10 protein-coding genes are annotated in these 14,167 nt (G+C 76.4%); 5 read left to right on the top strand and 5 right to left on the bottom strand.

Going from position 1 to position 14,167, the window contains the following annotated elements; genetic code table 11:
• Positions 1 to 68: 68 nt before the first annotated feature.
• Positions 69 to 1,583, bottom strand: a complete 1,515-nt coding sequence (locus M3148_RS06615; RefSeq protein WP_251303894.1) for an aminopeptidase P family protein — start codon at positions 1,581 to 1,583, stop codon at positions 69 to 71.
• Positions 1,584 to 1,720: 137 nt separating this feature from the next.
• Here M3148_RS06615 and M3148_RS06610 point away from each other — a divergent pair, with 137 nt between their 5' ends.
• Both M3148_RS06610 and M3148_RS06605 read left to right on the top strand, forming a co-directional pair.
• A complete protein-coding gene (locus M3148_RS06610; protein ID WP_251304099.1) occupies positions 1,721 to 2,500 on the top strand; it encodes a PHP domain-containing protein in 780 nt (259 codons plus the stop codon).
• A complete protein-coding gene (locus M3148_RS06605) occupies positions 2,497 to 3,120 on the top strand; it encodes a MarC family protein (protein WP_251303893.1) in 624 nt (207 codons plus the stop codon). The genes M3148_RS06610 and M3148_RS06605 overlap by 4 nt, the downstream gene beginning before the upstream one ends.
• 28 nt (positions 3,121 to 3,148) lie before the next feature.
• Here the strand turns inward: M3148_RS06605 and M3148_RS18275 are convergent, their stop codons facing one another.
• From M3148_RS18275 to M3148_RS06590, 3 genes are all read right to left on the bottom strand, one after another.
• Positions 3,149 to 4,021 carry a copper resistance D family protein gene (locus M3148_RS18275; RefSeq protein ID WP_251303892.1) on the bottom strand — a complete coding sequence of 291 codons (873 nt, stop codon included), beginning with the start codon at positions 4,019 to 4,021 and terminating at the stop codon, positions 3,149 to 3,151.
• A gap of 111 nt (positions 4,022 to 4,132) precedes the next feature.
• Entirely contained in the window at positions 4,133 to 4,648 is a 516-nt protein-coding gene (locus tag M3148_RS06595) for a hypothetical protein (RefSeq protein WP_251303891.1), read from the bottom strand.
• A gap of 117 nt (positions 4,649 to 4,765) precedes the next feature.
• A complete protein-coding gene (locus M3148_RS06590) occupies positions 4,766 to 6,397 on the bottom strand; it encodes a DEAD/DEAH box helicase (protein WP_440136905.1) in 1,632 nt (543 codons plus the stop codon).
• Between the two features lie 234 nt (positions 6,398 to 6,631).
• Between M3148_RS06590 and M3148_RS06585 the strand changes: the two genes are divergently transcribed.
• Positions 6,632 to 7,291: a ferritin-like fold-containing protein gene (locus tag M3148_RS06585; protein ID WP_251303890.1), complete on the top strand. Its 660-nt coding sequence runs from the start codon at positions 6,632 to 6,634 to the stop codon at positions 7,289 to 7,291.
• Between the two features lies 1 nt (position 7,292).
• Here M3148_RS06585 and M3148_RS06580 read toward each other — a convergent pair whose 3' ends face one another.
• Complete coding sequence (locus M3148_RS06580; protein WP_251303889.1) at positions 7,293 to 7,514, bottom strand: DUF3107 domain-containing protein; 222 nt, start codon at positions 7,512 to 7,514, stop codon at positions 7,293 to 7,295.
• Between the two features lie 150 nt (positions 7,515 to 7,664).
• Here M3148_RS06580 and M3148_RS06575 point away from each other — a divergent pair, with 150 nt between their 5' ends.
• Positions 7,665 to 10,907, top strand: a complete 3,243-nt coding sequence (locus M3148_RS06575; protein WP_251304097.1) for an ATP-dependent DNA helicase — start codon at positions 7,665 to 7,667, stop codon at positions 10,905 to 10,907.
• Positions 10,904 to 14,167 (top strand): ATP-dependent helicase, encoded by a 3,264-nt coding sequence (locus M3148_RS06570; protein ID WP_251303888.1) that lies wholly within the window; start codon positions 10,904 to 10,906, stop codon positions 14,165 to 14,167. Before M3148_RS06575 ends, M3148_RS06570 begins: the two co-directional genes overlap by 4 nt.

Genomic DNA, 14,167 nt, shown 5'->3' with positions numbered 1-14,167 from the left:
CCCGCAGAACGCGCGGGCCGCGATTTTCCGACATATGCGGGGGAGGGGAGGGGGAGAGGGGGAGAGGGCTAGCGCTCGAGGAGGCTCGCCATCCAGGTCTCGACGTCGTCGGCCGTCCGGGGGAGGGCGGCGCTGAGGTTCTCCACTGTCCCGTCCTCGCGGACGAGGACGTCGTCCTCGATGCGTACACCGATGCCGCGCAGCTCCTCGGGGACGGTGAGGTCGTCGGCGCGGAAGTACAGGCCCGGCTCGATCGTGAAGACCATGCCCGGCTCGAGCTCGGCGTCCAGGTACATCTCCCGGCGGGCCTGCGCGCAGTCGTGGACGTCGATGCCGAGGTGGTGGCTCGTGCCGTGGACCATCCAGCGCCGGTGGAACTGGCCCTCCTCGGAGAGGGACTCCTCCGCGGTCCCCGGCAGCAGGCCCCAGTCGGCCAGGCGGTGGGCGAGCACCTCCATGGCGGCGGCGTGGAGGTCCCGGAAGCGGACGCCCGGCTCGGCCGCGCGCGCGAAGGCGGCATCGGCGGCGTCGAGCACCGCCTGGTAGACGCGGCGCTGCGGCTCGGTGAAGACGCCGTCCACCGGGATCGTGCGGGTGACGTCGGCGGTGTAGAGGGACTCGACCTCCACCCCGGCGTCGATGAGCACGAGGTCCCCGGGACGGACGGCGCCGTCGTTGCGGATCCAGTGCAGCGTGTTGGCGTGGTTGCCGGCGGCGGCGATCGTGTCGTAGCCGACGGCGTTGCCGTCCTCACGGGCGCGGGCGCCGAAGATGCCCTCGATGACGCGCTCGCCGCGGTGGTGGGCCAGGACACGGGGCAGGGAGCGCACGACGTCGGCGAAGCCCTCGGCGGTGGCGGCGACGGCCTTGCGCATCTCCTCGACCTCGAAGGCGTCCTTGCGCAACCGCAGCTCGGACAGCGCCTCGGCGAGGACGGCGTCGGCCGCCTCCGTCTCCTGCTGGCCGGTGCGGGCGGTCTCGACGTGCGCCTGGACGGCGGCGTCGACACCGCGCACGACGCGCAGCTGGACCCCGCCCGCCCCGGCGTCCTTGGCGAGCTCGTCGGCGAGGGAGTCGATGTGGGCGGTCCGCAGCCCGGTGAGGGCCGAGACCTCCTCCAGGCTGGGCCGCTGCCCGACCCACAGCTCCCCGTAGCGGGAGTCGGCGAAGAACTCCTCGGTGTCCTTGCCCGCCCGAGGACGGAAGTAGAGGACGGCCTCGTGGGTGGCGGCGTCGTCGTCGGTGGGGTGCAGGACGAGGACGGCGTCGGGCTCCTCGTCGGTGCCCAGCCCGGTGAGGTGGGCGAAGGCGGAGTGCGGCCGGAAGCGGTAGTCGGTGTCGTTGGAGCGGGTGACGAGCGTGCCGGCCGGCAGGACGAGACGCTCGCCAGGGAACTGGGCGCCGAGGCGCTCGCGGCGGGCGGCCGCGAAGGGCGCCGCGGGGCTCTCCTCGGGCAGGGTCGGCGGCCGCTCCTCCCAGCCCGAGGCGATGAACGCCCGGAAGGCGGGCGACGAGGGGCGCTGGGAACGGTTCGACCCGCGCTCGCTCAACGGCTGGTTGTCCTGACGGTCCGTGACGCTCATGTGCCCATCGTCGCACGCACGCGGCGCCCGCCGCCGGGCGCCCAGGCCGTACCCTGGGCCTCGTGCTCGCCCGCCCCGCCGTCGACCTCCACACCCACTCGAGCCTCTCCGACGGCACCGAGCGGCCGGCCGTCCTCATGGCCGCCGCGGCCGCCGCCGGCCTCGACGTCGTCGCCCTCACCGACCACGACACGTGGGACGGGTGGGGGGAGGCCGCCGCCGCCGTCGAGCGCACCGGGGTTGCCCTTGTCCGCGGCGCGGAGATCTCCACCTCCGCCGGCGGGATCAGCGTCCACCTCCTGTCCTACCTCCACGACCCCGCCGCCCGCGGCCTCGGCACCGCCGTCGCGCGTGCCCGCGACTCCCGCCTGGGCCGTGCCCGCCGGATGGTCGAGCGCCTGGCCCTGGACTTCGAGCTCACCTGGGCGGAGGTCGAGGCCCTCCTCGAGCCGGGCGGCACGGTGGGACGCCCCCACATCGCCGACGCGCTCGTCGCCCGTGGGTACGCCACCGACCGCTCGGCCGCCTTCACCGAGATCCTCCACGCCGAAAGCCCGTACTACGTGCGCTACGACGCCCCGGACGCCGCCGCGGCGGTCGAGCTCGTGCGCCGGGCCGGCGGCGTGCCCGTCATGGCACACCCGCGCGCCGGGGCCCGCGGCCGCGTCGTCGAGGACGTCGTCATCGAGGAGATGGCCGCCGCAGGCCTCGCGGGACTCGAGGTGGACCACCGCGACCACGACGACGGCGCCAAGGCCCAGCTCCGCGACCTCGCCTCCTCCCTCGGCCTGTTCGTCACCGGCTCCAGCGACTACCACGGAACCGGCAAGCCCAACCGGCTCGGTGAGCACCTCACCGACCCCGCGGTGCTGGAGCAGATCGAGGGCGAGGGCTACCTGCCGGTGGTCCGCCCGTGAGCGCGGTGCTCGACGTCGGGCTGCTCGCCACGACCTTCTTCACGCTGTTCGTCATCATGGACCCGCCCGGGACCGTGCCGATCTTCCTCGCGCTCACCTCGACGAGCACCGCCAAGGAGCGCAAGCGCGCGGCGCGGCAGGCGACCGTCGTCGCCCTCGGGGTCATCACCGTGTTCACGGTGCTCGGGCCCTACATCCTCGACTTCCTCGGCATCTCCGTGCCCGCCCTGCAGCTCTCCGGCGGTCTGCTGCTCCTCCTCGTCGCGATGGAGCTGCTCACCGGCAAGGCGGAGGAGCCGCAACCCGCCGGGGGCGGCAAGGTCAACGTCGCGCTCGTGCCCCTCGGCACGCCGCTGCTCGCCGGGCCGGGCGCGATCGTCGCCGCCATGCTCGCGGTGCAGGACGCCGACGGCCCCACCGGCTGGTTCGCCATCGCGCTGGCGATCATCGGCGTCCACATCTGCCTGTGGCTGGCGATGCGCTTCTCGCTCGTCATCCACCGCGTCCTCGGCGACGGTGGCACGACCCTCGTCACCCGCCTCGCCGGCCTGCTCCTCGCGGCGATCGCCGTCCAGCTCATGGCCGACGCCGTCTTCTCCTTCATCGACGCCCACGCCTGAGGACGCTCAGCGCGCTGAGCCCGAGCCCCTACCCGGTGGGGCTCTGGGAGACGAGGACACCGGTGAGCGCCACCGCGAGGAGAAGGAGCCACGCCTCGGTGCCCACGGTGCGGCGCAGGCGGGCGCGGGCGCCGTCGTCGTCCCCGATGCGCGGGACGAGCCGGTAGCGGTTCCACCCGGCGATGACGACGACGAGGCCGACGACGGCGACCTTCGCCAGGAGGGTGAGGCCGTAGCCGGTGCCGGTGAGCGCGTCCAGACCGGGCAGGATCCGCCAGGCGAGCACCGTGCCGGTCCCGCCGAGCGCGAGCACCACCCACAGGGCCGCGGTGGAGAAGCGGCCCACGGTCCGGGCGGCGGCGCCGGCGGGAGCGGAGCTGCGCAGGGTGATGACCAGCCCCAGGACGCCGCCGAACCACACGGCACCGGCGAGCACGTGGACCGCGTCGCTGCCGAGGACGAGCCAGGCGGGCCCGAAGGAGCGGCTGTGGCCGGCGAGGGGCAGCGAGAGCAGGGCGAGGGCGGCGCCGGCGCACGTGAGCGCCCGGCCCACCGGGGTGGCGCCGGTGCCGAGCGCGAGGACGAGCCCCACGAGGGCGACGACCGTCGCCAGCCCCACCGGCGTGCCGGTGAGCGTGTCCCACAGGGTGCCCGGGTCGACGAGCCCGGAGACGCCCGCACCGGTCCGCCATGCGCCGTCGGCGGCGAGGTACAGGAGAAGGCCGCCGAGCGCGGCGGCCGCGACGAGGGTGGTGAGCCGCTGGACCGGCGCGTCGACGAGGCGCGCCCCGGGGTCGAGGAGCACGGTGCGGAAGAGGACCAGACCGCTCGTGCCGAGGATCCCGAGGTAGACGAGGACCTGCGCCCCCTGGTGGAGGAGGTCGACGAGCTGGACCGTCACGGGACCACGGCCGCGGTGGCCGGGAGTGGACGTGTCATGGGTGTGCCTTCCGGTTCGGTCCCGGACGTGCGGACGCACGGCCGGGGAGGTCGCCGGTGGGGCGACCAGGGCTCAGCTGCGAACCGGGAGCGGAGGGGCGCGTCCGGTGGCCGCGCCGGTGGCGGGGACCACCGGCGGCACCGGGCGTGAGACGGCGACGGCCGTGCGGGGCGGGGCGGGGACCGGCCGCGGGGTGAGGCGGCGGCTGCGGACGACGCGCGCGAGGCCTGCGCGCAGCAGGGCCTGCCCGTGCCGCAGGACGAGGGCGGTGAGGACCGTGGCGAGGACGTGGGTCGCCACCATCGGCAGCGGGAGACCGTGGCCGTGGGCGGCGTGGTGCGCGCCGGACTGGAAGGTGAGGTGGAGGACGACCTGGGCGACGGCGAGCAGGACGAGCAGGCGGTCCGGCCGCAGCGGGCAGCGGGTGAGGGGGAGCGAGGCCGCCGTGCACACCGCGGCCAGGCCGGCCAGGGTCGAGGCCGCGGGCGCGGCGCCGCCGGCGAGCAGGTGGAAGGCGAGGGAGAGCACGACGACGAGCGCGGCGGACGACAGTGCCCGACCCGCGCGTGCTGCCCCCGTTGACCGCATCCGGGCACGTTAGCGAACCTGCGTGACAAAAGCCACACACTGTCCACCGGAAGTGAATGCTGAGACGGCAACGCCCCCGCCCGGGGATCCGGACGGGGGCGCGGCGTGCGTGGTGGGTCAGCCCTCGCTGGCACCGCTCGGCTTGCGGGTGCGACGGCGGCGACGGCGCTCCTGGCCCTCGCGCGGCGCCTCGGCGCCCTGGCTGCCGGTGGCGCTGCTGCGACCGGCGTCGGCGCGTCCGCCGCCGTTGCGCCCGCCGCGGCCCGGGCCGCCCTGGCCGCCGCCGTGCGGGGCCCGGGTGCCCCGGCCGGCGGACTTGCCGGTCTCCCCGAGGTCCTCGAGCGTCTCCGCCTGCAGCCCCGCGCGGGTGCGGGCGCTGCGCGGCAGCCGCCCGGTGATCCCGGTGGGGATGCTGAGGTCGGAGTACAGGTGCGGGGAGGTGTGGTAGGTCTCCGGCGGCTCCTCCAGGCCCAGGCCGAGGGTCTTGTTGATGAGCCCCCAGCGCGGCATGTCGTCCCAGTCGACGAAGGTCACGGCGGTGCCGGAGAGCCCGGCGCGGCCGGTACGCCCGATGCGGTGGAGGTAGGTCTTCTCGTCCTCGGGGCACTGGTAGTTGACGACGTGCGTGACGTTGTCGACGTCGATGCCGCGGGCGGCGACGTCGGTGGCGACGAGGACGTCGACCTTGCCGGAGCGGAAGGCGCGCAGCGCCTGCTCGCGGGCGCCCTGGCCGAGGTCGCCGTGGATGGCCGCGGAGGCGAAGCCGCGCTCGGCGAGCTCGTCGGCGACCTTCGCGGCGGTGCGCTTGGTGCGGGTGAAGACGATGGTGAGGCCGCGGCCCTCGGCCTGGAGGATGCGCGAGAGCATCTCGACCTTGTTGAGGGCGTGGGCGCGGTAGACGATCTGCCGCGTCGACTTGACGGTGTGGCCGTCGTCGCCCGGGTCCTGTGCGCGGATGTGCGTGGGGCGCGTCATGTACCGGCGGGCCAGGGCGACGACGGCGCCGGGCATGGTCGCGGAGAAGAGCATGGTGTGGCGGGTGGCCGGGGTGCCGGCGAGGAGGGTCTCGACGTCGGGCAGGAAGCCGAGGTCGAGCATCTCGTCGGCCTCGTCGAGCACGACGGTGCGCACCCGTGAGAGGTCGAGGAGGCGCTGCTTGAACAGGTCGATCATCCGGCCGGGGGTGCCGACGACGACCTCGACGCCCTTCTGGAGCGCCTCGATCTGCGGCTCGTAGGCGCGTCCGCCGTAGACCTGGGCGACCCGCAGCGACGGGCGGCGGCGGGAGGCGACGACGAGGTCCCCGGCGACCTGGACGGCCAGCTCACGGGTGGGGACGATGACGAGCGCCTGCGGCTTGCCGGGGTCGGGCAGGGTGTCCCAGCCCTCCTCGCCGGGGGCGACGACGTTCTGCAGCGCCGGGATGCCGAAGCCGAGGGTCTTGCCGGTGCCGGTCTTGGCCTGGCCGATGATGTCGTGGCGGCTCAGCGCGACGGGCAGGGTGAGCGCCTGGATCGGGAAGGGGTGGAGGATGCCGTCGTCCGCGAGCGCGTCGACGATCGCCTGGTCGACGCCGAAGTCCGCGAAGGTGCGCTCCGGGGCGAGGGCCTCGTTGCTCGCGTCGGTGATGTCGGCGTCGATCGTGTCGATGCCGGCTGCGTCGAGGGCGGCGGTGTCGACAGCGGTGGAGACGTCGATGCGGCCGTCGTCGGCCGAGGGCGTGATCACGCCCGAGGAGGTGTCAGTCACGAGTGGTACCTATCCGGTTGTGGCGGGGCGGCGGGTTCGCCGGCAGCAGCGCCTGGTCGTGGCAGCCGATCGTGGGCATTCGCGCCGCGTGGGCGGCAGGGCTCTGATATACGTGACGACCGGTCAACCGTATGAACCGTGCCAGTGTAGCGCCAGGGGCCCGGCATGCGCCCGATGGTGGGCGGGCGCACAGCCGCGGCAGGGCCGGGGCGGTGCCGGAACTAGGCTGGACGCATGCCGAGCCCAGAGCCGTCCGCCCCCGCCCTCGACCGCCCCGAGCAGGTGGTGACCGTGCTCGGGCTCGTGGCCGCGAGCCGGCTCAGCGCCTTCGACTGGCTGGCGGCCGACGCCCTGCACGCCCCGCGCACGCGGGCACGGGTGGCGGTCGCGCGGCTCGCGTCCGGCCAGCTCGGCGCCTACGACGCGCTCTCCCGCAGCGCCGAGGAGCACGGTGGCGACCTCACCGACGCCGCCGCGCCCTACCTGGCGCTGCTCGACGGGATCGGGCAGCGCACGCGCTCGGACGACTGGCGGGAGCGGGTGGTGCGCACCGTCGTCGCCGGCGGCATGGTGCGGGACCTGGCCCGGACGGTGGGCGAGCACCTGCCCGAGCCCGTCCGCGGCGTCGTCGCCGACGCGCTCGCCGGGCAGGGCCTCACCGGCCTCGTGGCGGCCGAGGTCGCGCAGGCGACCGCCGGCGACCCGGCGCTCGCGGCCCGGCTCGCGCTGTGGGGCCGCCGGGTGGCGGGGGAGGCGCTGGGCGCCGTCCAGCCGGTGCTCGACGTCGTCGAGTCGGCGGGAGCGGCGGACCTCGCCGCCCTGGCCGCCCCGGCGGTGGGAACGATCTCCGCGGGCCACGCCCGCCGCATGGAGCGGCTGGGCCTGGCCGCGTAGGTCAGACCCCGAAGCCGACGCGGCGGGGGGTCTCGGAGCCGAAGCGGACGTAGCCGAGCGCGCCGCCGGGGACGAGCACCTGGGCACCGTTCTCGTCGGTGAGCTCGAGGGTGGTGCCCGCGTCCAGCGCCGCCTTGACGACCCCTCGCAGCTCCTCCGCGGACAGCGGGGAGTCGATCGTGATCTCGCGGGCGACGTCACGCACGCCGATGGTGATCTCCAAGGTGTTCCGCTCCTTGCTGGGGCGGCCGGGGCCGCGGCTGACAGGATGTCGACCCATCGTAGGCGCGCCGGACCAGGCCGGCCGACCGGGTTCGCCGACGGCGTGACCGCCGATGTCGGTGGCCCGTGGTTCCATCGACGCGTGACACAGATGGCGGTCCGGCTCAGCGTCCCGGCGGCGCGCGCCGCGGTGGACCTGGACGCCGACCAGATGCGTGTCGTCACGCGGCCGGCCGGTGCCGGGAACCTCCTCGTCGTCGGCGCCCCCGGCAGCGGGAAGACGACGACGGCGGTGGAGACCTTCCTCGCCCGCGCCGGGTCCTGCGCCGCGCTGGGCAGCCACCCGCTGAGCAGCCCCGCCCTCTTCCTCGCCCCGTCGCGGCGCGCCGCCGACCGCGTCCGCGACGCCGTCGGCACCCGGCTCCTCGGGGAGGGCGGCAGCACCCGCGGCCTGGTCCGCTCGGTCGCCTCCTTCGCCTACGCCGTCGTCCACGCGCGCGCCACGGCGCTGCGCCAGCCGCCCCCCACCCTCGTCACCGGCCCGCAGCAGGACGCCGCCCTCGCCGAGCTGCTCGCCGGGCACGCCGACGGCCTGGGCCGTGACCCGCGCTGGCCCGCCGGCATCGGGCCGGAGACCCGCGCCCAGCCCGCCTTCCGCAACCAGCTGCGCGACCTCCTCACCCGCGCCGTCGAGCTGGGCCTGAGCCCGGAGGAGCTCGCGAGCCTGGGCCGCCGCGCCGGCCGGCCGGAGTGGGAGTCGGCCGCCGTCGTCCTCGGGGAGTACACCGACGTCACCGTGCTGGGGGAGACCCCGGCCGACCGCGGCGCCCGCTACGACGTCGCCGCCGTCGTCGACGTCGCCACCCACGCCCTGCGCACCTGGCGCGAGGACCTGCCCGACCTCGCCCCGCCCCGCTGGGGCACGATCGTCGTGGACGACTACCAGGACGCCACGCTCGCCACGGCGCGTCTGCTCCACGCGCTGGCCGACGACGGCGCCGAGCTCGTCCTGCTCGGTGACCCGGACGCCGGTGTCCAGGGCTTCCGCGGCGGGACGCCGGCGCTCGTGGGCCGGGCGGTCACGCGCGAGGCGATCGGCGGCTTCGACGCCGATCGTGAGGTCCTCGGCACGGTGTGGCGCGGCACGCCCGCGCTCCGGGAGGTCACGCGGCGGGTGACGAGCGAGATCTCAGTCGTCGGCGGCGCGCGCCACCGCGGCGCCCCGCACGCCGAGGTCCGCGAGCCCGAGCCCCGCCCGGACGAGCCGCCCCGCGGCGTCGAGACCGCGGTCCTGCGCAGCCCCAGCCAGCAGGCGGCGCACGTCGCCCGGCGGCTGCGCGAGGAGCACCTGCACCACGGCACGCCGTGGTCGCAGATGGTCGTCGTCGTGCGCTCCACGGGCCAGGTCGCCGGGCTGCGCCGTCAGCTGCGCGAGGCCGGGGTCCCGGTCGCGCAGGAGGGTGCGCGCCAGGCGCTGCGCGAGGAGCCCGCCGTGCGTCCACTCCTCACCGCGGTGCGCGCGGTCACCGGCGCGCTGGACGCCGAGGCCGCCGTCGCGCTCCTGTGCTCCCCGCTCGGCGGGATGGACTCGGTGTCCCTGCGCGGCCTGCGGCGCTCCCTGCGTGGTGCGGTCGCGGCCGAGCTGCCCGAGGGCAGCGCCCCGGTGGCCGTGCGGGCCGCCACCGACGAGCTCCTCCTCGAGGTCCTCGCCGACCCGGTGCGCGCCGCGCACCTGCCCGGCCCCCACCGCGCCGGCCCGGTGCGCGTGAGCCGCGTGCTGGCCGCCGGCCGTGCCGCCCACGAGCACGGCGGCGGTGCCACCGAGGTGCTGTGGGCGCTGTGGGACGCCGCCGGGCTCGCCGAGCCGTGGCGCCGGCGTGCCCTCGCCGGAGGCGCCACCGGGGAACGCGCCGACGCCGACCTCGACGCCCTCATGGCCCTCTTCCGCGCCGCCGAGCAGTTCGACGAGCGGCACGCCGGGGCGGGGCCGGCCGGCTTCGTCGCCGAGGTGCTCGCCCAGGACATCGCCGCCGACACCCTCGCCGCCCAGGGGCAGCGCCGCGAGACGGTCGCGATCCTCACCCCGGCCGGCACCGGCGGCGGGCAGTGGGAGGTCGTGGTCCTCGCCGGCCTCCAGGAAGACGTGTGGCCCGACCTGCGCCTGCGGGACACGCTGCTCGGGGCGGGCGAGCTCGCCGACATCGCCTCCGGCCGGCGCGAGCCGGGCACGCCCGCGGCGCGCAGCCAGGCACGCCGCGACGTCCTGGACGACGAGCTGCGCATGCTCGCCGTCGCCGTCTCGCGCGCCACCCGCCGGCTCGTCGCCACCGCCGTCCTCGACCTCGACGACCGCCCCTCCTCCTTCCTCGAGCTCCTCGGCGCCGACTCCGCCGAGGAGGCGGCCGGCCCCGTCCCGCCCGCCCTCGACCTGCGCGGGCTCGTCGCCGAGCTGCGGGCCGCCCTGGACTCCGAGCTCCTCGCCCAGGCGCGTGGCGCTGCCCGGTCCGACCGGTACGAGGCGGCGGCCGTGCTCCTCGCCCACCTCGCCGCGCGGGAGGTCCCCGGCGCGGATCCGCAGGAGTGGCACGGCCTGGCCACGGCGAGCAGCACCGCGCCGCTCCACGGCCCCGACCAGCAGGTGCCCGTCACCCCCTCCACCGTCGAGACCGCCGACCGCTGCCCGCTGCGCTGGGCCCTGCAGACCGCGGGCGGCCGGCGGGAGGACTCCCTGGACCAGTCGCTAGGCAACCTCGTCCACGACATCGCCGCCGAGCACCCGCACGGCACCCTCGAGGAGCTGCGCGAGGCCCTCGAGGCCCGCTGGTCCTCCCTCGGCCTGGGCGAGGGCTGGGTGGGGCGGCGCTCGCGGGCGGAGGCCGAGCTCATGGTCGAGCGCCTGGCGCACTACGTGGCCGGGGTCCCGGGGGAGGTCGACGTCGAGACCGCCTTCACCGCGGACGTCGGGCGCGCCCGGCTGGTCGGGCGCATCGACCGCGTCGAGCGCCTCGGCCCGGCCGGGGACGGCGACGGCGAGGTCGTCCGCGTCGTCGACCTCAAGACCTCCAAGAACCCGGTGAGCGAGGAGGAGGCCCGCACCAACGCGCAGCTGGCCACCTACCAGGTCGCCGTCGAGGCCGGGGGGCTCCCCGGCGCGGGGGAGTCGGCCGGGGCGCGGCTCGTCTACCTCGGCACGGGCAAGGCCGGTGCCACCGAGCGGCGCCAGGTCCCGCCGCGGGAGGCCGAGGACCCGGCCTGGGCGCACGCGCTCGTCGCCCGGGTCGCCGACACGATGTCCGGCGCCCGCTTCGAGGCGCGCGTCAACCCCGGCTGCAGCCACTGCCCGGTGCGGCGCAGCTGCCCGATCCAGAGCGAGGGACGACAGGTGACCCAGTGACCGAGATCCTCACCCCCGTCCAGCACAGCCCCGCCGACATCGCCCGCGCGCTCGGCCAGCACGTGCCCACCGAGGAGCAGCAGGCCGTCATCGAGGCCCCGCTCGCGCCGCAGCTCGTCGTCGCCGGGGCCGGGTCGGGCAAGACCGAGACGATGTCCGCGCGCGTCGTCCACCTCGTCGCGAACGGGCAGGTGCGCGGCGACGAGGTCCTCGGCCTCACCTTCACCCGCAAGGCCGCCGCCGAGCTCTCCGACCGCGTCCGGCTGCGCCTACGCCAGCTGCGGCGCGCGGGTCTGCTCGCCGTCGAGGACGCCCGCATGGACGTCGACCGCCCCACCATCGCCACCTACAACTCCTTCGCCGCGGACATCGCCAAGGAGCACGCGCTGCGCATCGGCATGGACCCCGACGCCCGGCTCGTCACCGAGGCCGGTGCCTGGCAGCTCGCCGACGGCGTCGTCCAGGGCTGGCACGAGGCCCTCGACGTCGACGCCACGCCCGGCTCGGTCACCGAGGCGGTGCTCTCCCTGTCCGGGGCGCTCGCCGAGCACCTCCTGTCTACCGACGACGCCCGCGAGCAGCTCGAGCAGCTCATCGGCTCACTCACCGACGCCACGCCGTCGGGCCGGACCAAGGAGCCCTACGCGGACACCCGCAAGACGGTCGGTTCCCTGCGCGAGCGGCTGGCGGTCCTCGACCTCGTCGACGCCTATGCCCGCGCCAAACGGGAGCACGGCGTCATGGACTTCGCCGACCAGGTGGCCATGGCGGCGCGCATCGCCGAGACCGTGCCCGCCGTCGGGCAAGCGCTGCGCGAGCAGTACCCCCTCGTCCTGCTCGACGAGTACCAGGACACGTCGGTGGCCCAGCTGCGGCTGCTCTCCTCGGTCTTCGGCGGCGGCCACGCGGTCACCGCCGTCGGTGACCCGAACCAGGCGATCTACGGCTGGCGAGGGGCCGCCGCCGCGGCGCTCGCGGACTTCCCCGCCCAGTTCCCCAGCCTGGGCCGCGCGGGCCAGGAGCACACCCCCACCCGCTACCTGCGCACCTCGTGGCGCAACGACGCCCGCATCCTCGCCGTCGCCAACCGCGCGTCCGGGCCGCTGCGCCTGCCGGCGGACTCCGGGCCGGCCCCGGTGGAGGTGCCCGAGCTCGTCGCGCGCCCGGGTGCGGAGGAGGGCCGGGTGCTCGCCGGCTACGCCGAGTCGGTCGAGGACGAGGTCGCCGGCATCGCCGACTTCTTCGTCGAGCGCTGGGCCCCGGAGCAGACGGCCGCCGTGCTGTGCCGCACCCGCTCCCAGTTCACCGGCGTCGTCGAGGCGCTGCGCGCCCGCGACGTCCCGGTCGAGGTCCTCGGCCTCGGCGGGCTGCTCGCCGCGCCGGAGGTCGTCGACGTCCGTGCCGCCCTCGAGGCCGCCCACGACGCCTCGCGCGGGGACTCCGCCATGCGGCTGCTCACCGGCGCCGGGCTCGGCGCCGCCGACCTCCACGTCCTCGGCGCCTGGGCGCGCTCCCTCGCCGCGGCCACCGGCGCCAAGGGGGAGGCGAGCGTCGTCGAGGCCGTCGACGAACCGCCCGCCCCGGGGTGGCGGGCGCCGTCGGGCGCCGCGATGACCACCGACGGGCTGCGGCGGGTCCGGCGCCTGGGGGACCTCCTGCGCCAGGTCCGCTCGCTCAGCTACCTCTCCCTGCCCGAGGTCGTCGCGCACACGATCACGCTCATGGGCCTGGACATCGAGGTCGCCGCGCGCGCCGGCCGCGTGCCTGCGCACGCCCGCGGCAACCTCGATGCCTTCGTCGACGTCGCCGCCTCCTTCGCCGCGGATACCGGGGGCCTGGGCACCTTCCTCGGCTGGCTCGACGCCGCCGAGGAGCGCGAGCGCGGCCTCGAGCCGGTCGACGCGGACCCCGAGCCCGGCGCCGTCCAGGTGCTCACCGTCCACGCCGCCAAGGGCCTGGAGTGGGACGTCGTCGCCGTGCCGGGGATGGTCGAGTCCCAGTTCCCCAGCTACAAGGGGCGCCCCTCGGCCGACGGCGCGGTGAGCTCCGCCGGCTGGCTCACCGACCGCACCGCGCTGCCCTACCCGCTACGCGGGGACGCCGAGAGCCTGCCCGCCCTCGACATCCCCCCGGCGCCCACGCACGCCGACGTCCGTGACGCCCTCGCCCAGCTCCGGCGCGACGGCGGCCGGCACGCCGTGGGAGAGGAGCGGCGCCTCGCGTACGTCGCCGTCACCCGGGCCCGGCACACCCTGCTCCTCACCGGCTCGTGGTTCCGCACCGGCAAGACGCCGTTGCCGCCCTCGCGCTTCCTCACCGAGGCGCGGGACGCCGGGCTCGTCGAGGAGTCACCCCTCGGCTGGACCGCGGAGCCGGCCGAGGACGCCGTCAACCCGAGCCTCGAGCGCGTCGTGGCCGCCACGTGGCCCCTCGACCCGCTCGGTGAGCGGCGGGAGCGGCTCGAGGCGGCCGCCGTCGCCGTCGGCACCGCCACCGGGCTCCCGGCGGAGCGCTCGGGTGACGTCGCCCGCTGGGCGCGCGACGCCGAGCTCCTCCTCCGCGAGCGCGAGGAGTCCCGCGCCGCCGGGCTGGAGGTCTCCCTCGGCACGCACCTGTCCGCGTCCGGGGTCGTCGGGCTCGCCCAGGACCCGCACGCCTTCGCCCTCGAGCGCCGCCGGCCCATGCCCAGTGCGCCGAGCGAGCACGCCAGCGTCGGCAACCTCTTCCACGCCTGGGTCGAGGAGTACTACGGCGCGCCCAGCCTGCTCGACGTCGAGGGGGCCGACGCCCTCTTCGGTGCGGAGGAGCCAGGGGAGCCGGGGGAGCCGCGGGCGGGCGCCGCCCCGGACCTCGAGGCGCTCAAGGGCACCTTCACCACCTCGGCGTGGGCCACGCGCCGCCCCGTCGCGGTGGAGGTCGACCTCGAGACGGCGGTGGCCGGCACGGTGGTCCGCTGCCGGATCGACGCCGTCTTCGACGACGAGCAGGGCCTGCACGTCGTCGACTGGAAGACCGGCGCGCCGCCCCGGGACGCCCACACCCTCGCGGCCCGGGAGCTCCAGCTCGCCCTCTACCGCCTCGCCTGGTCACGGCGGACCGGCCGGCCGCTGGAGGAGATCGGCGCGGCGTTCTACTACGTCGGCGCCGACCGCACCCTGGAGGCCGGGCGGCTGACGGAGGAGGAGATCGAGCGCCGCCTCGGCTCGGCCCTCGCCCAGCTGACGGGCGACCGGTCCACCGGCGTGCGAGGCGGTCGCTGA

The organism is Georgenia satyanarayanai (assembly GCF_023715365.1).
Taxonomy (GTDB): Bacteria; Actinomycetota; Actinomycetes; order Actinomycetales; family Actinomycetaceae; genus Oceanitalea; species Oceanitalea satyanarayanai_B.
The sequence above is the reverse complement of the archived record's forward strand: the minus strand, read 5'-3'. Positions and strand labels throughout refer to the sequence as shown.